Genomic DNA, 20,934 nt, shown 5'->3' with positions numbered 1-20,934 from the left:
TCCTACATCTTTAAGCCAAATAAAAACCGCGTCAGCTTAAACGGACGTATCAGTACGGTATAAAGAATAACGCAAACCACTAATGATGAAAGGCTTATCAATAAAAACCCGTCATAAACCCCGAAATTGGTTTGCGTCAGTACGTAGTAGCCGATCAGTACGATAACCGTTTGGTGCAAAATGTAGAAGGGATAAACAGCTTCGTTCAGGTACGGTAAAATCGGGTGGTTGTTGTTCAGATAGCGGTATCCGTACCCAATCGTTGCCAATACAGAAAACCAGGTGAGCCCGAGGCTGTTAAAGCTATACAGTGTGGTTAGCAGCCTCGAATTTTCGATAACATCGAACCCGCCTGCAAATGACGGCGCTATATAAAGTATCAGCGTGCAAACAAGAGTTGCCAGCAAAAAATAGCGTCGCTGATCAGCAATCGTTTGCCAGAACGACCGACGGCTGATGAGTATATACCCTAACCAGAACAGGATCAGGTTTTTCATAAAATACGCCCAATCATCGACCAGTCCGTGAGTTTCGTTGGGAAAAAATCCGCCTAACGCTACGTCGTTAAGCAGCAGAAAACCGACTAGCCAAAGTGCACCACCGCGCCGGGCAATCAGGTTTCCGATACGGTCGACGAAGCGCTGACCCGACTCCTTTTTCAGCCAGCGAAACACCGGAATGCTCACCAACGAATACACAAACAGGTAGGCGACAAACCAAAGGTGATGCCAGCTGAACGCGCCACCCGTTCCCCCATCCTGATACGGCTGAAAGTTGAATACTTCGGGATAGAAATCGGTGTAACTTCCGGAAAACCGCCCCCGAAACACCCACTCGGTATAAACCTGTGGTGGCACAATGACGAACATACCAAACACCAGCGGAATAAATAAACGACGCACACGCTCACCTGCATACGAACCATACGTCCGTTTGCGCAGGGCGAAATACGTACCAGCGCCAGAGATAAAAAACAGGAGCGGCATCCGCCAGCGGTGCAGCCAACGCATAATCGTCTCCATGGGAAGGCTATGCTCAGCGCTTTTTATATGCCAGTTCCAGGAGACGTAAATCATGCCGGTATGGTAAAACAGCAGTGTAAGAATAGCGATGATGCGCAGCCAGTCGAGGTCGTATCGTCTTGCGGCATGAGTCGGTTGCGAAGAGTCCGGGGCTTGGGGTTGAGCAACGGCTGTCATAGGTTGCATAATCATGTTCGTTTGAGTTGACACCCCAAAAGTGGCCCATAAATAAGCAGAAAGCTCTATTTGCCGACAGGTATGAAGTTCGCGCCGACCGGGATGAACCCCGAAGGCCAATTTAGGCTCCCTGCCCCATGCCTTTTGCCCGATATTGAGCGGGCGTCTGATTCGTCAGTCGCTTAAAGGCCGTATGGAAGGCCGACGTAGAGTTATAGCCGACCCGTTCCGCAATTTCATCGATTTTAAGGTAAGCCGTTGCCGGGTCGCACAGCAGGAATTTTGCCTCCGCAATACGGTGCGTAGCCAACCAGTCGAAGAAGTTCTGTCCAAGTCGATCATTAAGCAACTGAGACAGGTGGTGCGGGGATGTGCTCAACCGGTTAGCTAGCTTTGGCAACGACAGGTCGCTATCGAGGTACGGCTTTTCGGTTTTGAGAAGTTGGGTCAATTTAGTCAGCACGGCATCTTCCAGTTCTTCCGAAAGGGCTGATTTCTCATATTTCTTCTTTGGCTCGCCAAGGGTTTCCGGATCAACCACTAATGGCTCCGGCAGGATTTCGTCCCGATAAAAATTCGATCCGCGCATCACCAGATAACTGGTGATGTAAATGATTCCCGTTATGTAACAGGCCAGAATATAATCGCCAAGGTCTTCATAAAACTGAGGTTTTATGATAATGATGAGCCATGAAAGCGATATGTTCAGCAGTGTAAGATTGCGCAGCTGATTCAGTTGAACTGACGACTTGCCAACGAACGTATCGCCCGCCCGTCGGTAAGCTTTCCAGACAACCACACACGCCCATATGCCATAGATCAGACAACTCAACAACGTAATTTCAGAGACGTAGTCACGTAGGTGGGTAAAATCGGTGGGCATATAATCCAGTGATCGAACGTACGAAAGCTCTGGATGATACGCGTGGATATAGGCATTGTATTTGTGTTCAATTGGCTGATAGAACCAGGTTATCGAGTTAAGTAGCCAGATGCCAAACGGAACCAGATGCCAGCGCCAGCCACGGGGAAGCCGACGGTGTATCCGGGCGAAAACATAAAAGAAATACAACGGCCCTACCGTAAAATTAGCGGGTTCCGAAAAATCAATGAGCCATAGAACCTGAAACATATAGTTCGTATAACACAGTAAAATTTCGGTTATGATGGTCGAAATACCCAGCATGAAAAACCCCAGGCATCGGTTCGCTACGTTACGGCTGCGCTCGCCCGTTAGGAAAAAAACGCCCAGAAACAAACCCTGAGCAACGCCCAACAGCATGATCAGCGCGAATAAATCGAGGTGTACAGGAAGTGTTTGCATCAATACCGCATTACGTAGCGAAAGATAAAAAAAAGACCCATACGGTTCATGAATCGCATGGGTCTAACTACTGGCAAACCTAACTTACTTAGGCCGGTTGGCAATTGATTGTTCAATTTTTAGGGAACAATCAGATCACTTGGAATACTTACCGAATCTCAATCTCAAAAGGCATCCGCATCTGCATACCTTCCATGGTTTTGAGTTTTTTCAGGTATTTTACGTAAGGAGCCAACTCTCCAAGCTGAGCCTGAATCCGGCTTTCTTCATCACCCGAAAATGAGCTCATCAGTTGCTCGAAGAATGGCTTTTTCCGGGGTTGGTATTTTAGTTTGTAATCGCCCTCTTTCAGTTTGGCCGACTGTGCCGCTAGTTTAATAGCGTCATCCAGCCCACCCAACTGATCGACAAGGCCAATGGCTTTACCCTGACTTCCAGTCCAGACACGACCACCAGCAATAGCCCGAATGCTATCCACCGGAATGTTACGTCCTGCAGCCGCTTTACTGGTGAAGTCGGCATAAATACGTTCGGTTGACCGCTGTATGGCTTGTTTTTGAAAGGGCGTCATTTCGTGAGTAGCGCTCGGAAAATCAGCATTTTCGTTCGTTTTTACCCGGTCATATGTCACGCCGAGTTTGTCTTTAAAGAATGTTTCGGTATTGAACATTAACGAGAATACGCCAATCGATCCGGTGATGGTATTCGGCTCCGCAACGATTTTGTTGCAACTCATCAGCATGTAATAACCACCCGAAGCCGCGTAGTCGGACATCGATCCAATGACGGGCTTCGCTTTTTTAGCAAGCTCCACTTCGCGATACATCACGTCCGATGCCAGCGCACTGCCACCACCCGAGTTAACCCGCAATACAATCGCTTTTACCTTGTCATCCAGACGAGCCTTACGTAATTCTTCGGCAATGGTTTCCGAACCGATGCTATTGTCGCCGTTTTTACCTGAGTGAATATCGCCTGAAGCCACGATTACGGCAATTCTGTTGGAGCCGCTGCCTTCGTCGGTTTTTTCAGAATCTTCGTATTTGCTCAGCGAAACGTAATTGATTTTCTTTTTTCTTCAACGCCAAGCTGCTTGCGAATTATGCCTTCCAGCTCGTCCTGATAGCCGACGTTGGTGATCATTTTCGTACGAAGCGCGTCTTTAGGCGTCTGGATAACCAGGTTATCGGCGTAACGCTTGAGCGAATCAACCCGCAAGTTTCGGCTTTGTGCGACCCGTACCAGCATGTGGTCATTGATCGAATTCAGGAATGATGTTACCTGACGTTTGTTCGGCTCACTCATATTTTCGCGAACGAACGGCTCAATAGCACTTTTAAACTCCCCTACCCGGAAAATTTCGGGTTTAACGCCTAACTTATCGAGCGTGCCTTTGAAGAACGACAGCTCGGCGTTCAGGCCGTTCCACTCCAGTTCTCCGGCGGGATTCAGATAGATTTTATCAGCTACAGAAGCCAGATAATACCCTTTTTCATTCATCGACTCAGCATAGGCATATACGAATTTCTTCGACTGCTTAAAATCGATCAGGGCATTGCGAATTTCTTCCAGAGACGCCCAACCCGCCGATGGGTCTTCGGTTTGTAAATAAATACCCTGGATGTTGTCATCCTCTTTTGCACTCTTCAGCGTCTGTTTGAGTTCGATCAGCCCAATGGCGTCGCCGGAGGTTCTGATGGGACCGAAATCGCTGAACGGATTTTCACTGCTACGTTCTTCAATGGGTTTATCCAGATCCAGCTTTAACACCGAGTTAGCACTGATCACCGGCTTGCTGTCTGAGGAGGAAATCGCAGCACCGACACCCAGTAAAAGAAGAAACCCAACGAACGAGAAAAGAATCAGGCCAACTATAGTAGCCAAAACGTACTTAAGAAACTGTCGCATGAATAAAATCGAGAAAAAGACCGCTCACAACAGGCCATATACAAATATAACCCGGAAGCAGTGCCCCAGGTTATAAAAGTGTTAATTGCGTGAAAATAACGGACGAATGGTTTGAAAAGCGGGGTGCGGGGTGCACGGCGCTAGGTGGTTATTATTATGCCCTGCTCCGTGCACCCCGCACCCCGCTTTTTTCACTACATCAACTTATAATCGTTGATAGACGCCTGAATGACGTCCCAGGCTTCGGCTTGTCCATAAATGCTGGCCAGTTCCATCACGGCGGGCTCATCGGGCAGGGTTTTGTAGGTAAGGAAATAGTGGCGAAGCCGTTTTACAACCGCTTCGGGGAGTTGACCCAGCTCGGTAAACTGGCCATACATAGCATCACCTTTGAGTACGGCAATAATTTTATCGTCGGCTTCTCCTTTATCGATGAGCCGGAAACCACCAATGGGAATCGCCTGTAAAATGATATCGCCGTGGGTAATTTCCCGTTCGGTCAATACGCAGATGTCGAGCGGGTCACCATCGCCTTTCTCAATATGTTTCCCTGATTTCTCCGTGGCCAGGCGGGCAATCTGCTCACCACAGTACGTTTGCGGAACAAAGCCGTAAAGGGCGGGCAATACGTTGGAATATTGTTGAGGGCGGTCGATTTTCAGATAGCCCGTCGTCTTATCAATCTCGTACTTCATCGTGTCGGTAGGCACGATCTCAATAAAAGCCGTTACTTGTTGGGGGGCTGCACTGCCGATAGAAATACCGTGCCATGGGTGGGCTTTAAAATTACTCTTCATTCGCTTTTTTCGTAACTGGTTGTAGTAAAATATTAATTAATAAGTTGCAAACCTAGGAAACAGGTTGCTGTATTGGGCTATTTTTCTCTAAAAATCCTATTTTTTCGGCTACGATTTGATCACTCATTCGATTTAAGTTCTGTCGCACCAGCATTTCGCCCAGAAAACCGGCCAGAAATAACTGCACGCCAAGTATAATAGCTACTAATCCAAAGAAAAACAAGGGGTTATCGGTTACGTTTCGGTATTTAATACCCCGGGAAATGTTGATTAATTTTTCGACAATGAGCCATATGGCCAGTATCGAACCAATAAAAAACGACAACGTACCGAACGTACCAAAAAAGTGCATCGGGCGCTTGCTGAACCGATGAACGAAACCAATAACAAGTACGTCCAGGAATCCATTGACAAATCGCTCCAGGCCAAATTTTGTCGTTCCGTATTTACGAGCCCGGTGCTGAACTACCTTCTCGCCGATTCGACGAAAACCATTCCAGTTGGCAACAATGGGCAGGTTCCGGTGCATGTCTCCATAAAGTGAAGGTGCTATAACTTTCACCACTTTCTGGCGATACGCTTTTAATCCACAGTTGAAGTCATGAAGCTTTACGCCCGAAATCCAGCGCGAAACGGCATTGAAAAGTTTAGTCGGCAGGGTTTTGGTAATCGGGTCGTAGCGTTTCTGTTTCCAGCCCGATACCAGATCATAATTTTCCTGGGTAATCATCCGGTAAAGCTCCGGAATCTCATCGGGGCTATCCTGTAAGTCGGCATCCATCGTAATGACAACTTGCCCCCGAGCGGCCTGAAAGCCCGTTTGCAATGCCATTGTTTTGCCGTAATTCCGATTAAACCGGATGCCCCGAACATTTGGATTCACACCGGCGAGCCGTTCAATGACGTTCCATGAGTCATCGGAACTACCATCGTCGACAAACAGGATTTCGTACGTAAACTGATTTGCCGTCACTACCCGTACGATCCAGTCGTGTAGTTCGGGCAGCGATTCATCTTCATTATAAAGCGGAATCAGAATAGTCAGTTGCAGTAATTCGGTCATGTACTGATTGATGATATTCAGTTTGAACGTATAACGTTAACTGAACACCATTAATTCTTTGGCCGTAAAGGTCGGAAGAGAATTAGAAAATCAGATAAAAATCACGTAGCAAAGCGCGAAATTCTGCAGTGTAGGTTCGACCATCGTGTTCATGAATGGTCATTACTTGATCTGTAACCGGCAGATTATCAAAACAAAAGCCTGTTATTACCCGAAAAAAAGGTTTTTCGGCATGATGACGTAGCATCAGCCGCTGGAAGGGCTTCAAACCTGATGTAGCCGCTAATTCGCTTATTTTTTGGGATTCGTATGGTGGCAGCAGCACCCACCACTGCCCGGCTGGTTTCAGGAATCGAACAACAGCAGCCAGAAGTTCTTCAAAAGGCAATTCGTCAGTATGCAATGCTCTGTTGACGGCGGCATCGGGCGAACGTAGATGGTTCGTGTAAAAAGGAGGATTTGTCAGGATGCGGTCGTAAGCGGCCTGATTAACAAACTCCTGAATGCGGGTGTGTATTACGTGTATCCGGCTGGCAAATGGGCTGTCGGATACGTTCTCTATCGCCTGCTCAACTGCGGAGTCGTCTACCTCAACAGCATCGACAATTGCCGTTACGTTGCGCTGCGCGGCCATAAGTGCCAATAACCCGGTACCAGTCCCTATATCGAGAATACGCTCCACCCGATCTGCTGTCTGCTGCGCGCCCGTTACGTTGGCATAGGCGCCCAACACGCAGGCATCCGTACAAACTTTCATAGCCGCACGGTCCTGCCGGATGGTAAATTGCTTAAAACGAAACATAAACCGGAACCGGGATTTATCAGATTTTTGTGATTGGCCAGATTTTGCCTGTATCGTAAACGGCGAACAAAATCAACGTATTCACAAAAATCCGATAAATCCCGGTTCAGACAATTTTTAGCTCCACTCCCGGTCGGCTGAATCGCGGGCGTTCCAGGTATCGGTTGGCGCAAACCAGGTGGACCCTTTCTTCAGGTATTTCTTGGCCACTTCCTCATTCAGATCAACCCCGAGGCCCGGTCTATCGGGTACTTTTACAAAACCTTTATCGGTAATCGGTTTCATACCCGTTATGAGATCTTCCCAACCCGCTACGTCGACACCGTGGTGTTCGAGCGCAACAAAGTTTTCGGTAGCAGCGGCACAATGTACGTTGGCCATCATGCAGATTGGGGAGCCAGCAAAGTGCATAGCCATCGGAATGCCTTTTTCTTCGGCATAATCCCCAATCTTTTTCGTTTCCAGCAAACCACCCGACGAAGCCAGATCAGGGTGAATCATGTCGATGGCTTTAGCATCAATCAGTTTGATAAATTCTTCTTTCAGGAAGATATCCTCGCCTGTCAGCGTGGGCGTATCAATGGCATCCGTAATTTGTTTCCACTGATCGGTATAAAACCAGGGCACCAGGTCTTCGAGCCAGGCAAGGCGGAACTGCTCCATGGCTTTCCCGATCTGAATGGCGGTGTTTACGTCAAAATGGCCAAAGTGATCGGCGGCTAATGGCGTATCGTACCCGACAATATCACGCACCTTCCCAACGTGTTCTACCAGTTTATCCAATCCTTTTTTGGTGACCTGAATGCGGGTAAAGGGGTGTTTTGTGTTGGCGTAATTGCCCAACTTGCCAGACTCCCGGTCATTCCACTGCTGCTTCACACTCCAGTTGTCTGCATTGACCAACAAGCCCGGCTGCCCAGCCAGCATACCGATACCAAAATCCATTTTCAGGAAGGTATAGCCCTGCTCCTTCCGTTTTTTCATGTTCTGCGCGAAGCCTTCATACGTATCGGCTTCGGGCGTGTCGGCATACAGACGAATGAAATCGCGGTATTTGCCTCCGAGCAACTGATAGGCCGGTACGTTGTACGCTTTACCGGCCAGATCCCACAGCGCCATTTCTACGCCACAAACTCCACCGGCCGCGCGGCTGTGGTTACCAAACTGTTTGATCTGTTTGAAAATCTGTTCGACATTACACGGGTTCTTACCCAGAATCCTGCTTTTCAGCATGAGTGCGTAATTGGCGCTGGCCCCATCGCGTACCTCACCCCAGCCGACAAGCCCCTGGTTGGTATCAATCCGAATAATCGGGCTGCTAAACGGTACGCCCTGCAAAACAGCCACACGCATGTCCGTAATCTTTAGCTCCGATGGTTTAGAGTCGCGGCTCACTTTCTGGGTGATGAACTCCATTTCAGCCTCTGTATTGTGATTGAACATCATGCCAAGCGACAGTCCACCCAAGGCCGATTTTTTCAGAAAGCCCCGTCGGTCAGCGGCCTGATTCAGCGGCTCATTGGCTGGTTGCGACGCTGGCTGTGCGGGTCCGTTGTATCGTAAACGGTCGAGAATATTTTTCATGTGATTACGGGTAAAGGATTAACAGAAGTTCGATTAATACTGAGATTGTTAAAAGATAAAGAAGCATGATGCAGGTTGGCCTGTCTACAGCGATGAGCAACCCTATACCATCGTATACACCCTGCTTCGTATTTAGTATTATAGGGTAGCAATTTTTTTCTCCAGTTCCTGGGGCGACATCTTTACTTTTTCGGGGTGCTTTTTGATCCAGTCCCGGAACGTACTGATGATAGCGGCACTCCATTTCATATCAATTTCGCCGGGCGTGTATTTACCGTCACGTAGCATCTGATGGCCAAAATCATCCTGTAAGGCAATCCATTCCGCGGTGGTAATCACCTTTTCGGCCAGGTGCGCCGGAATAAAGATGACACCCTCTTTCTTTCCTAATATCAGATCGCCAGGCAGCACAGTTGTTCGACCGATACGTATCGGATAGTTGATTCCCGTCATCAGCATATCTTTGATAAACGACGGATCAACGCCACGGACGAAACCCACAAAGCCCTGAATTTCTTCCAGCCCTTCCAGATCGCGGACACCGGCATCGAAAACCACACCCGTCTTTGATTTGGCGTAAATGGAATTACCCAGATTATCGCCAATGAGCGTACCATCAATGATTTTACCATAGCCGTCGGCTACGTAAACGTCATTCTCCTGCAGTACGTCGATAGGCCAGGAATTGGGGGCGCCAGAGCGTTTTTCCGTTTTGCCTTTCTCTTTAATTGGCTTTTCCATATCGGGCCGGGATGGCATATACTGCGCCGTTACGACGCGCCCCGCCAGCACCTGACCCGGATGAATAATCTGCCAGCCTGCTTCAAACTGGCTGGTATACCCTTCATTGCGCATTACCCCCCAGGCCTCTTCAATGGATACGTCGCGCAGCCGCTTGACCAGGTCATCCGATACCTTCGGGCGGCCATCCGGATAGCGTTCGCCTTTCCATTCCTGCGAATACGCCATAATAGCCTCTTTGGTAGCAGCAATCTGCTGACCCTGGGCTTTCGTTAAAACAGTGATGAGAGTTGCAGCAAGTAGTACAGTAAACTTCATACAGCCAGCGCGGTTGACTAGAAATTGGTGTTCAGATTCTACCTAATAATCTGAATGGCCCGTTTTTCTACTCTTGTGTGATAGCTGAAAGTAGCTGTTACTTGAAAACCTGAGCAGTTTTTCAAGAGTGGATCGCTGGAATAAACTGAGCAAGCTGAGACTCGTTTTGTATTGTGCTGAATAGAATGGTTTTGCCGATCTACTTCCGCCCGAAATCCGCCGGATTTTCACCCCATACCGTCGTTTCCCATTTCAGTACAGGATTACCGTAACGGTGCGTTTGAAGCCAGGTTTCTGCCCGGTCGATCAGGTCGAAGAGTTCGGAGTTACGGGCTGTTTCCTCCAGTTTGGTATTGGCTTTCTTTTTTTCACCCAGCCAATCGCCGTTCGGGAGTCGGAATACACCGGAATATTACTTCCCTTCTGATGCAGCAGAGCCAGCGCATGAACAATGGCCAGAAATTCACCGATATTGTTCGTACCATCGGCATATGGTCCCTTCAGAAACAGCCGCTGTTTGGTAGCCAGATAAATCCCCTGATACTCCATGTCGCCAGTGGCCGTATTCCAGGCCGCATCTACAACCAGGCTGTCCTGAATCGGCAATCCGACAAGTCCCTCAAGTTTACTTTGTTTCCCGGCGGGCTTGACTGCCTGACCGATATGAAGATGTGGTTTTTCTTTAAACGCTTTCAGCGCGGCCGGTTTGCTGTCAAACGATTTAAACAACGGCTTGGCAAACCCATCGGTCTGAATTTTAGCTTCGTCCCAACTGTCATATACACCTGGTTTTCGGCCTTGCCACACAACGTAATACTTCGGCTTTTTCTGCGACATTATTTTACCAGATTCGATCAACAGAGTAAAGATCAAACGCAGAATCGACGCTTATCACCGGAACTGCATCAACGATTGACTGCGCAATAATCAATCGGTCAAACGGGTCTTTGTGATGCTGCTCTAGTTGGCTGAGCAGAAATGTATGGCCAAGTTCAATCGGGTAAATCTGGTAGCTATACAAAGCAATCTGTTCGCGAATCAATTCATCAAAAGGTTTTGTAAATACCAGGCTTCCCAAATTATGTTTGATAGCCATCTCCCAAATACTGGCTATACTGACCCAGCAATTATCATCAGATTCAATAATTTTCCTTGCTCTAACACTTAATTTATTATCACCGGTTGCATGCCAGATGAAAGCCTGTGTATCGATAATGTAATCCATCAGTTGTATTCTTCGAATCCTTCTGGTATATCATCAAAGCCCGGAAGGATCGTAATCATTCCTTTTGCATTTCCGAAAAGTGAAGCCCGTTTCTGAGAAAGCTCTTCGGAATCCGTCGCCTGCTGTTGGTATTTATAGCTGAGGAAGTCGATAAAATCACTCACTTCTTTCTGCAAATCATCTGGCAAAGCCTCGTATTTTTTTACGATCAAAGCGTCCATAATCGGTTCGTACTGGCTGATTAACTGCCAAAGTAACACGTTTCTTTTTTAAATTGTCTCACCAGACCCTTCGCTTCGGCAAAACATACGTTTACGACCTTTAGCTCATCTACCAATACAAAAGGCCCTGGAAATGGTGCCAGGGCCTTTTGAAAAAGTCATACATTACTAGTTAATTATCGTCGCGCACACCCGCCCAGATCAGGTACAACGTAAGGCCAGCCACTACGCCTAACCCTAACGCACGCGCTACGTGAAAAGAAACTGGCGGAGGCATTTCCACAACCCCATTCTCATCGGTTACGGCCGCCTGCTTAACGTAGCGACCATTTTGAGAAGGTATGGATCGATTTTCGAAATCATGAGCCAGCCGATTCAACCCCAGTTCCAGATCCAGCCCCCGAACCGATATGCCATGTCCAGTACCAGCGGCTGAGGGGTTAAGGTTATTTAGTTTCAACACAGACTGCTTGGCAGCTTCCCAATCGCAGGTAAAATAAGCGGGCGGTCCGTGAAATTCTTCGCGTTGGGTGGCTACGGCGGTAATGGCATTTTGATTCGTCGTGACAAAGGCATCACCGGCAATAAGAGTTCGGTCTTTGTCGCGGAACAGGGAAATATGGCCCGGCGCGTGCCCCGGTGTATGAATAGCTCGCCAGTCGGGTATTTCGGGAATTTTTCCGTCCTCACTAATAGCTTTGATACGGTCGCCAAAATCACTTGGTCCAATCGGGAATATCCACGACATATACGCCATGGCCCCACCGCCAATGGCTGGGTCGGGTGGTGGATAACTTGACTTACCCTGTAAATACGGCAACTCAAGCCGATGGGCATAAACTGGCACATCCCAATCGTCCAGTAAAGTCTTCAGCGAGCCGGTATGGTCGGCATGTCCGTGCGTCAGTACAATGGCTTGTGGCGGTGTATTTACCCCAAATAATTGTTCTGCTTTCTGCTTGATAGCACTTGCATAGCCAGTAATACCAGCATCTACCAGCACCCAGGGGTTACCTTCGCCGGGTTTGCCGACAAAAAAACATTGACAAACAATGTTTTCAGCCCGGCAACATCATCCGTTACGTCGTAAGGCGATTGAAGTTTGTTAGGTATAATATCGGGTTCATCAAGTATGCTTTCCATATACGTTGAGTTTATTTACTGCTCAACCTACGGACTTGATAGATTGTTCGGCATACTTTGCGAACGGCCGCTGTATTTAACTACGTTCTTCCCAGACCTTCGCTACGTTGACAATGACCTCTACAGCTTTTTGCATGTCCTGCACCGAAACCCACTCCAGCCGGGAATGAAAGGCATGTTCGCCCGCAAAAATATTGGGGCACGGCAACCCCATAAACGACAATCGGGAGCCATCTGTCCCGCCCCGAATGCTACGTCGTTCGGCCGACAAACCAGCCTGCCGAATTGCTTCCAGTGCATTCTCGACAACGGCGGGGTACTGATCCAGTATGTCTTTCATGTTGCGGTACTGCTCTTTCACAACGAATTGTGCCGACGAGCCCGGATACGTTGCTAATACGTCGTTCAGCAGGTTTTGCAGATACGTTTCTTTTTCCTGCAGGCCCACTTCAGTAAAATCACGGATAATGAACTCAAGCACGGCCGTATCCTGATTGCCCTCCATCCGCGTGGGATGCACGAACCCTTCCTTTTCTGCCGTCGTTTCGGGCGAAAGGGCGTCTTTGGGGAGGGCTGCTAACAAATCAGCGGCTATTTTCAGTGCATTTTCCAACTTCCCTTTGGCAAAACCGGGATGTGTACTGACGCCCTGAATAGTGATTTTTACGGCATCGGCCGAGAAGGTTTCATCTTCGAGCGTACCCAAGGCTTCTCCGTCGATGGTGTAGCCGAAATCGGCGCCTAGTTTTGCAATATCAACTTTTTCGGTGCCACGCCCTACTTCTTCGTCGGGGGTAAACAGCAGGCGGATTCGGCCATGCTTTACGTCCGGATGTGTCAGGAGATAGTTGGCCGCATCCATTATTTCGGCCACACCCGCTTTATTATCGGCTCCCAGCAACGTAGTACCGCTTGCCGTAATAATGTCATTCCCGATCTGCTGGTTTAGGTCAGGATGATCAGCCACGCGGATAATCTGATTCGTATCGTCAGGAAGAATAATATCTGTGCCATTCCAATTCTGGTGAATAATTGGCTTTACCCCTTCCCCTGTTACGTCGGGCGACGTATCGACGTGTGAGCAAAAACAAAGTGTTGGAACGTTCTCTTTGTCAGTATTTGCCGGAATGGTAGCATACACATATCCCCACTCATCGAGTTCAGCATCGGCTATACCCATATCAAGTAGCTCCTGTACCAACACCCGACTTAAGTTTTTCTGCTTCTCGGTGCTCGGATTCGCTGTCGATTGCGGGTCCGACTGCGTATCGATCTGTACGTAACGGAGAAAACGCTCGACGGCTGTATATTGATAATCGTTCATCCCTGGTTCTGCCAATTCGTTTATTTGTTTGCGGGTTCTATCAGGTCCCACAGATTCCCGTATAAATCTTCAAAAACGGCTACGGTTCCGTAAGGTTCGACCGTTGGCCTTCTAACAATGGTAATGCTCTGATCCAGCAGATTCTGGTAGTCGCGTGCAAAGTTATCAGTATATAGAAACAGAAATACACGCCCGCCGGTCTGATTTCCAATCCGGCTTTTCTGCTCACCCGTAGCCGCTTTAGCCAGTAGCAACCGACAACCATCCGATCCGGCAGGCGCAACAACAACCCACCGTTTGGTATCACTCATTAGTGTATCTTCAACAAGCGTAAAGTGGAGTTTTTTGGTATAAAACTCAATGGCTTCATCATAGTCTCTGACCACTAAAGCAATTTGGGCGAGTTGCTGTTTCAAGGCAGTACGTTTACTGAACGAATTATTTTAGAAGGCTGTGTAAATCAGCGGGTGAGTAATTGACGCTTTTGAGCGTCTTGTGATCGGCATCGCGATACACTAAAAATTTGCCGTCTGATTCGATAAAATGGCAGGGAACACCTTTACCCTGATACTCCGCTACGGTGGCCTCGGCCTCAGCAACTGTCAGGCAGGCTTTGCTCATGTTGGAGCGTTGTACTTCATCAAATAACGCCTTGAACTTGTCGCCCAGTCCGAATTCAAGCACTGCCCCCGACAGTACGTACTGCAAATCGCAGAGCGCATCGGCAACGGCGACAATATCGTTGTCGGCAATTGCATCGCGCAGTTCGTCGAGTTCTTCAGCAAGGAGAGCAACCCGCAATTGACAACGGGCTTCGGATGGAATTTGGGGAGTTTCTAAAACAGGGGCATGAAAGGTGCGGTGAAATTCCGCGACCTGGTTAAGCGAATCCGGTTGGAACATAATTTCAATGAGTGAACGAATGAAAAGGCGAAAGAGTGACAAGGCAAAAAGACGCACTACCCACTCTTCCGCTATTTCACTCCTTAATTTTCTTCTTCACTAGTAAATGAATAAAGGGTGGTATCCAGCGACAGGGTATTGGCTTTGAAATTGCGGATGAAATTTTCGATGATCTCGTCCGTAATTTCGTCAACGTGCAGGCAAACGTCCAGCGCAATGCCGTAGTCGGTTTCCATGTCGACCTCGACATGTTCCTGTACCTTTATGGCTTCCGTTTCCTCGATTTCTTCAATAATTTCGGTTAGGGCTGTTTCGGCCTCTTCTTCCAGCTCGGGAGTAATTTTATAGCTTAGCTGACGCTCTTCGGGTGGTACGTATTCAGGGTAGGTTTTACGTACCTGTTCCAGCGCCATTTCATATACTAAACTGCTGTGGTGAAGTCGAAGTGTATAGACCAGCGCATCGAATATTACTTCCTGCGACTGATACTGTCCGGGAAACTGAATGTGTACACATTCGCCTTCTTCGAGCGTATCCAGATCGTCGTCTTCAACATACACAAACGATTTGCCCTCCTGGCGGCACTCTTCTTTGAGTGCATTGATTTCCTCAGGGTCGTACCCTTCATTTTTGTAGTTTGCCATGAGGCAAAGCTAATGGATAATGCAGAATGCACAATGGATAATCAACAGGAGCAGCTTCTGGCTTACTACCGATTCAGTTTGCGCTCAGCCATTCGTGCACAACGGCTTCGGCCAAATCAACGGCCGTTTCCATAGGCCGAAGATCCAGATTTCCAAACGTATCGTCGGGTTGATGAATCCGCGGCATTTGACCGTTGGCGTCCAACGCACAAAGGGCCAGAACCGGAATCCGATTCCGCACGAACCATACGCTATCGAAGTCGGCGGTATGCCATTGGCCAACTTGCGTTCGCCCCCGGAATGCCTCTTTCTCAATAAGTTGGCGAGCTATTTGGGTTGCCACATTGTTGTAACGAATTGGCTCAAGCGTTCCGGTTTGTTCAATGATGGTGAGTTTGCCAGCGCCGAGTGTATCGAAATTAATGACTAATGTTTGGGCGCGATTCCACTCTTTTTTGTGAGCCTGAACGTAATAATACGCCCCGATCATCCCGACTTCTTCAGCACTGGTCAGTACGACTTCTATGTCTGTATCAGCCAAATTTGCCTGCCGAAGACGGTCGGCTGTGGCCAGGGCGGCTGCTACGCCGGTTGCATTATCGCTGGCTCCGTTGGTATACCCTTTACGCCAGTAACCCATAGTGCCGACAAAAGCCTGCCCCGCGAAATAGATCATGAATCCGTACCGCAGATACGTAATGTAGGGCTGGCCAACTCCCGCTACTTCCAAAAGTGCAGTTAAGGCGGCAAGTACCATAAATCCTAATGAAATGATCAGCGATAAACGAAAATTTGCCTGTTGTTTCGGGCTGTACAGCAACGACACCGGCGCCGTATCATAGTGTGCCATCAGAATCAGTTTTCGGTTTTTGCCGCCTTCCTGACGCCCCGGCCAGCGGCCAATCACGTTATGAGCTGTATGCTGAGCCGGAAACTTAGTGATAAAGGAATACTGCCAGTTAAAATAGCGCCAGGCCAGCAACGTAAAATAACCCACCAGACCAATTGCCACGCCCGAAACCGGCACCAGTGCCAAACTAACCAGCAATCCGCCAAGGAGCCAGTATACAATCGTTACGTAGGATTTGGGCGTTTGAAACGACTCCATTCGGGTTTTTGCCCCTATATCGGTCAGATACGTTTGCAGAAGCCGGGCCGCTTCGGCTCCCTGCGGAGTGGCTGCCCCCGATGCGGTAAGGCGGAAAGAGCACGAAGAAGGGTATCAACCATAACGAAAAGGGCTATCAGTCAGCAAATGTCATAAAAAACGCTGCGACACGTAGTATCGCAGCGTTTTTTATAATAAACCTTAGTAATTATCGCTTCACGAATCGCTGACGTACTGCCTGACCCGAAACCGTTGTTACGTCTATAATGTACACCCCAGCAGGCAGCGACCGGACATCCAGCCACTCACTTTTACCTTCCTGACTCATGACCTGTACACCACCTGCGTTGTAAACCCGCAACTGATCAATCGACTGGTTAGCTGACAATTTTAGCGTCAGCTGCTCGACTACCGGATTGGGATACACCACCACGGAAAGGGAAGTTGAAACCTCATGCCATACCGAGATAATGCGGGAATAACTAGTGCGGCCATCAACATCTACCTGCTTCAGGCGGTAATACATCAACTCCGATTGTGCGCCAATCTCATCGACAAAACCATAAGTCTGTACGGCGGAAGTGGTGCCTTTTCCGTTTACCCGGCCTATAGTCTCAAAGCTTTTGGCAACACTGCTACGCTGGATTTCGAAATGGTCATTCTCTTTCTCCCATGAGGTTATCCAGCTCAGTTCATTTCCTTTGTTCGCAATCCATTTCCCCTCGAATGACACCAGATTTACTGGCAACGGGCTACGTAATACCGATGCGATAACCAGATTATAATCTTCAACTTCTCCATCGCTGGCTGCTCCGGTTGGCTCGGCTACCTCAGCTGCGTTTGTGCCAATTCGGAAACGCATGTAGGTTTGTCCGTCTGTCAGACCGCTCAAATCCGTCCAATTCAGCTTGACCTGCACAAGTCCACTGCCTTGAGAGGATGGAACGATAACCTGTGCCCGCTCACTGGATTCGAACGTACCATTTCGATTGAAATCGATCCAGCCGCTCAAGGTCGCGTCGGCTCCGGTTTGATTTTTCACAGCCAGCGTAGCCGTACAGGACGTACTGTTCGTGGCCACATCTGGCGGGTTAACCAATCCTTCTTCATCATCAAACATTGGCCCCGAAAAATCAGATGCATCATCACCGTCAGCCAGTTCAGATGGTTGTCCATTAGCTTCAGCATCCATATAATTCCCTAACGTCAACTTAGTTACAACGTCATTATATACATGACGGGCACCATTACCGCTTACTGAGGTGCCATAACTAGCCGGTGCATCGCCATAATCATATTGCGGAGCTTCGATCATCAGGCTATAATCATCTACCGAGCCATCGTTGGCTAAACCGGTCGGATTTGCTACCTCAGCGGCAGTTGTAGCTACCCGGAAGCGGGCATAGGTACGTCCTTCGGTCAATCCACTCAATCCGCTCCAGGAAAGAATCAGATTCCTGTCATCAGCCGCGATTACAGACTGTGCGCGCTCACTGGATTCGAAAATCCCGTTTCGATTAAAATCAATCCAGCCGCTTAACATCGCATTGGCTCCCGAGGTGTTCAGTACATTCACCCGGACACTGTAAGCTGTTTTTGCGGTTGTTAACCTATACGGAAAACTCACGGCCGTTTCGCCGGCATCCGCATCCGCAAGAACGGATGGCTGCCCATCGGCGTCGGCACTGCAATCCAAAGGACCTAACAGCACCTGATTGTTATTGATCAGATGGCGAGCCCCGTTGGCAGCTAATAAGGTTCCATAACTAGCCGGAGCATCGCCAAAATCATACTCATCTTTCAGCTGCATTCTGTAATCTTCCACTTCGCCGGTATTGGCGAATCCGGTTGGGCTGGCTACTTCGGCCGAATTGTTAGCTACCCGAACACGTGCAAACGTCCATCCCTCGGTTAGTCCGTTCAAGTTGCTCCAGGTCAATGACACAACCGTACCGTTATAATGAGCCAGATTGGGGGTCGTCGGAACAACAGTCTGGGTTCGCTCATTCGGGTCGAACACACCATTCCGGTTGAAATCGATCCAGGCACTTACGGTAGCATCGGAACCTGAATTGTTGTAAACACTTATTTTCAGGGTATACGTCGCTTTGGAAAGGCAAACAGCCGGAAATCCATTGACCAGGCCATCCTCATCATTTTGATACGTAGTAACATTTCCATCCTGGTCATACGTATCGTCTCCGTTGGCCATAGAGCCGGGTCGGCCATCAGATTCGGAATCATAATAACTCCCAAATCCACCACCCAAATACACACGGGTAAAAGGTGTATGGCGGGCACCGTTGCTACTCAGTAAGGTACCATAACTATCCGGTGCATCACCAAAATCAAGAGATTGAGCCTGAGCGTGTACACTGGGTAACAGCCAGGTACATGCCAGCAGTTGTGCGGCCAGCAAACCACAGGCATGACGTCGAAAGAAGACGTTTTCCAACATGAGTCTATCAAGGATATGAGGCAAGTAATCTGAACTGATGGTAGGCCACTAACCAGTTGGGTTACAACAGAGAATTGGCTAATTCATCAATTTAGACCCCTAGTTCGCACTTATGTCACGAAAAACGGCTAATTGGTAGCGGAAATCAACTAAGCGGTAGTATACTAGCCCTGTAGTTTACCAATGGAAAGTATTGTATTAGCAAAGAAACCAGAAGTTCAGGTGAAGTGACTCTAACCGTGAGTAATCAATAACTACTAGACATCATTGCTCACGGCTCAGGTTTTTTAAAGATTATCTCAGGATCAAGGTTGGCTTCCCGCATTAGTTCCATGCCGTACAGCCGGATCGTGGCAATAACAGGAATTACCCGTTTACCTTTTTCAGTCAATGTGTATTCTACTTTGGGTGGCACTACCGGATAGACGGTTCGCGTAACAAACCCATTTGCTTCCAGCTCGCGGAGTTGAGTGGAGAGCATTTTATGCGAAATGTGGGGCAAATATTTTTTTAGTTCGCTGTACCTCAATACGGTCTTCTTTTCGAGCCGCCATAAAATGGGCATTTTCCAGGTACCGCCAATATGGTGCATGGCGTATTCGACAGGATTATAAAATACACGGCCATTATCGGTGAAGTCAGGCATAATTAGTGTCAGTTTTTTGGGCTCGCGTAATAATTCATCTGTAGATGATCGTAGCAACGTATCATCGGATAATCAGGATAGTTAGCAACAAGCTGATTATCAGTTACTCTCTAAAATGATAGTATCCTACAAAAAAGTGTATTTGAATACAAATGTATTATAAGCGATCACATTTGTACTACGCTTTTGCGAACAATCAAACCCAACTACAAATACCATGAGCTTAAAAGATCCTAACATCGTCAAACGCATTAAGCGCGTTGCCATTGTTATTGCTAACTCTACGTTATCAACCACCACTGGCTGGCCCGTTGGCTTCTGGTGGAGTGAGCTTACTCATCCGTATTATGAGTTTACGGAAAAAGGGTATCAGGTAGAGATTTTCAGCCCCGACGGCGGCAAGTGCGAAGCCGATGCTATGAGCGATCCCAACGATGCCAGTGGCTACTCGTCCAGCGATCTTATTTCACAAGGATTTATTCACACTGAGAAACTGCGGTCGCTGGTTGATAACACCAAACCCATTGCGGATTTGAACATCGATGAATTCGATGCCCTGGTCGTGGCGGGCGGTCAGGCACCTATGTTCTCGTTCGAGCATGCGACAGCTCTGCAAGATAAGTTTGTTGCATTCTACGAATCAGGGAAAATCACGGCCGCGCTCTGTCATGGGGTAGCCATCCTGCGTTACGTTAAAGGATCGACCGGCGAGTATCTCGTTAAGGGAAAGACCGTTACCGGATTTGCAAATGTTGAAGAAGATTTTGCGGATAACGCCGTTTGGGAGTATGGCCTGCTATCACGCGATAAACACGTAATGCCCTGGCGGATTGAAGATGAATTAAAGAAAATGGGCGCAAATTTCGTACAGGCTGGTTTATGGCGGGGATTCGCCATCCGCCACGGCAACCTCATTACGGGCCAACAAAATTTTAGTGGGGCAGAAACAGCGAAAGCCATCATCGAAGCTTTAGGAGAGTAACACCCGGTTATACAAGGGCTGAAGACTGGCGAAGAGCACCAGGGAATGTTACTCCTTTCCCAAATGAAAGTCTAACTTAGGCTCTGTTTAAGCGAGCATTTTTTTATCAAAACCATTATTCACAAACATGACAACTCAAGAGATAGCCGACCGTTTGGTGGCCCTTTGCCGGGAAGGCAAATACGAACAGGCTCAACGGGAGCTTTACAGCCAGGAGGCTAAAAGTATTGAACCCGCCGGCAATCCGGGGATGCAAACCGTTCAGGGGCTGGATGCTATTATTGAAAAAGGTAATCAGTTTCAGGCCATGATTCAGGAATTACACGGTGGCAGCGTTGATGGACCGCTTGTGGCAGGAAATCAAATTGCGCTGACTATCAGTCTCGACGCTACGTTCAAAGACGGCAATCGCATGAACATGAACGAAATTGCTGTGTACACCGTCCAGGACGGGAAAATCGTTCAGGAGCAGTTCTTTTATTAGGTTTTCTGTATTCGCCAGGGCTGGTCGATACAGGTATTCTTCGGTATCAGCCAGCCTTCC

At 48.3% G+C, this 20,934-nt stretch carries 20 protein-coding genes and 2 pseudogenes; 2 read left to right on the top strand and 20 right to left on the bottom strand.

Annotated elements, in window-relative coordinates; translation table 11 throughout:
• Positions 1-2: 2 nt before the first annotated feature.
• From LN737_RS17310 to LN737_RS17215, 20 genes and pseudogenes are all read right to left on the bottom strand, one after another.
• On the bottom strand, positions 3-1,208 hold the full coding sequence (locus tag LN737_RS17310; RefSeq protein WP_405511050.1) for an acyltransferase family protein: 1,206 nt from the start codon (positions 1,206-1,208) through the stop codon (positions 3-5).
• 112 nt (positions 1,209-1,320) lie between these two features.
• The gene (locus tag LN737_RS17305; RefSeq protein WP_405511049.1) at positions 1,321-2,523 is read right to left on the bottom strand and encodes an AraC family transcriptional regulator; all 1,203 of its coding nucleotides are present in this window, start codon (positions 2,521-2,523) and stop codon (positions 1,321-1,323) included.
• Positions 2,524-2,671: 148 nt separating this feature from the next.
• Positions 2,672-4,431 (bottom strand): annotated as a pseudogene (gene sppA, locus LN737_RS17300) (signal peptide peptidase SppA).
• A 194-nt stretch (positions 4,432-4,625) separates the two neighbouring features.
• Positions 4,626-5,228: an inorganic pyrophosphatase gene (locus LN737_RS17295; protein WP_405511048.1), complete on the bottom strand. Its 603-nt coding sequence runs from the start codon at positions 5,226-5,228 to the stop codon at positions 4,626-4,628.
• 52 nt (positions 5,229-5,280) lie between these two features.
• Complete coding sequence (locus tag LN737_RS17290; protein WP_405511047.1) at positions 5,281-6,291, bottom strand: glycosyltransferase family 2 protein; 1,011 nt, start codon at positions 6,289-6,291, stop codon at positions 5,281-5,283.
• Between the two features lie 82 nt (positions 6,292-6,373).
• Complete coding sequence (locus LN737_RS17285) at positions 6,374-7,093, bottom strand: tRNA1(Val) (adenine(37)-N6)-methyltransferase (protein ID WP_405511046.1); 720 nt, start codon at positions 7,091-7,093, stop codon at positions 6,374-6,376.
• Between the two features lie 117 nt (positions 7,094-7,210).
• The gene (locus LN737_RS17280; RefSeq protein ID WP_405511045.1) at positions 7,211-8,677 is read right to left on the bottom strand and encodes a mandelate racemase/muconate lactonizing enzyme family protein; all 1,467 of its coding nucleotides are present in this window, start codon (positions 8,675-8,677) and stop codon (positions 7,211-7,213) included.
• 138 nt (positions 8,678-8,815) lie between these two features.
• Positions 8,816-9,736 (bottom strand): RraA family protein, encoded by a 921-nt coding sequence (locus tag LN737_RS17275; protein ID WP_405511044.1) that lies wholly within the window; start codon positions 9,734-9,736, stop codon positions 8,816-8,818.
• A gap of 199 nt (positions 9,737-9,935) precedes the next feature.
• A pseudogene (locus LN737_RS17270) lies at positions 9,936-10,573 on the bottom strand (viroplasmin family protein).
• 4 nt (positions 10,574-10,577) lie between these two features.
• Positions 10,578-10,961, bottom strand: a complete 384-nt coding sequence (locus LN737_RS17265; RefSeq protein ID WP_405511043.1) for a type II toxin-antitoxin system VapC family toxin — start codon at positions 10,959-10,961, stop codon at positions 10,578-10,580.
• Positions 10,961-11,182 carry a DUF2281 domain-containing protein gene (locus LN737_RS17260; RefSeq protein ID WP_405511042.1) on the bottom strand — a complete coding sequence of 74 codons (222 nt, stop codon included), beginning with the start codon at positions 11,180-11,182 and terminating at the stop codon, positions 10,961-10,963. The genes LN737_RS17265 and LN737_RS17260 overlap by 1 nt, the downstream gene beginning before the upstream one ends.
• Positions 11,183-11,354: 172 nt before the next feature.
• Positions 11,355-12,185, bottom strand: a complete 831-nt coding sequence (locus tag LN737_RS17255) for an MBL fold metallo-hydrolase (RefSeq protein WP_405511041.1) — start codon at positions 12,183-12,185, stop codon at positions 11,355-11,357.
• Positions 12,176-12,325, bottom strand: coding sequence for a hypothetical protein (locus LN737_RS17250; RefSeq protein ID WP_405511039.1), 150 nt, complete (start codon positions 12,323-12,325; stop codon positions 12,176-12,178). The genes LN737_RS17255 and LN737_RS17250 overlap by 10 nt, the downstream gene beginning before the upstream one ends.
• Positions 12,326-12,401: 76 nt before the next feature.
• Positions 12,402-13,649, bottom strand: a complete 1,248-nt coding sequence (gene pepT / locus LN737_RS17245; protein WP_405511038.1) for a peptidase T — start codon at positions 13,647-13,649, stop codon at positions 12,402-12,404.
• A 20-nt stretch (positions 13,650-13,669) separates the two neighbouring features.
• Positions 13,670-14,065, bottom strand: coding sequence for a VOC family protein (locus tag LN737_RS17240; RefSeq protein ID WP_405511037.1), 396 nt, complete (start codon positions 14,063-14,065; stop codon positions 13,670-13,672).
• A 22-nt stretch (positions 14,066-14,087) separates the two neighbouring features.
• A complete protein-coding gene (locus LN737_RS17235) occupies positions 14,088-14,552 on the bottom strand; it encodes a hypothetical protein (protein WP_405511036.1) in 465 nt (154 codons plus the stop codon).
• Positions 14,553-14,635: 83 nt separating this feature from the next.
• On the bottom strand, positions 14,636-15,196 hold the full coding sequence (locus LN737_RS17230) for a hypothetical protein (protein ID WP_405511035.1): 561 nt from the start codon (positions 15,194-15,196) through the stop codon (positions 14,636-14,638).
• 73 nt (positions 15,197-15,269) lie between these two features.
• Positions 15,270-16,304, bottom strand: a complete 1,035-nt coding sequence (locus LN737_RS17225) for a M28 family metallopeptidase (RefSeq protein ID WP_405511034.1) — start codon at positions 16,302-16,304, stop codon at positions 15,270-15,272.
• Positions 16,305-16,512: 208 nt separating this feature from the next.
• The gene (locus tag LN737_RS17220; protein ID WP_405511033.1) at positions 16,513-18,762 is read right to left on the bottom strand and encodes a GEVED domain-containing protein; all 2,250 of its coding nucleotides are present in this window, start codon (positions 18,760-18,762) and stop codon (positions 16,513-16,515) included.
• 271 nt (positions 18,763-19,033) lie between these two features.
• Entirely contained in the window at positions 19,034-19,408 is a 375-nt protein-coding gene (locus LN737_RS17215) for a helix-turn-helix domain-containing protein (protein WP_405511032.1), read from the bottom strand.
• 217 nt (positions 19,409-19,625) lie between these two features.
• On the opposite strand from LN737_RS17215, the gene LN737_RS17210 reads away from it, so the two are divergent.
• Together LN737_RS17210 and LN737_RS17205 are read left to right on the top strand one after the other, a co-directional pair.
• Positions 19,626-20,390, top strand: coding sequence for a type 1 glutamine amidotransferase domain-containing protein (locus LN737_RS17210; RefSeq protein ID WP_405511031.1), 765 nt, complete (start codon positions 19,626-19,628; stop codon positions 20,388-20,390).
• A 127-nt stretch (positions 20,391-20,517) separates the two neighbouring features.
• Positions 20,518-20,874: a nuclear transport factor 2 family protein gene (locus LN737_RS17205; protein ID WP_405511030.1), complete on the top strand. Its 357-nt coding sequence runs from the start codon at positions 20,518-20,520 to the stop codon at positions 20,872-20,874.
• Positions 20,875-20,934 lie beyond the last annotated feature (60 nt).

Source organism: Spirosoma sp. KNUC1025 (assembly GCF_045160025.1).
In the GTDB taxonomy this organism is placed as follows: domain Bacteria; phylum Bacteroidota; class Bacteroidia; order Cytophagales; family Spirosomataceae; genus Spirosoma.
This window is presented reverse-complemented; position numbering and strand designations above follow the sequence as displayed.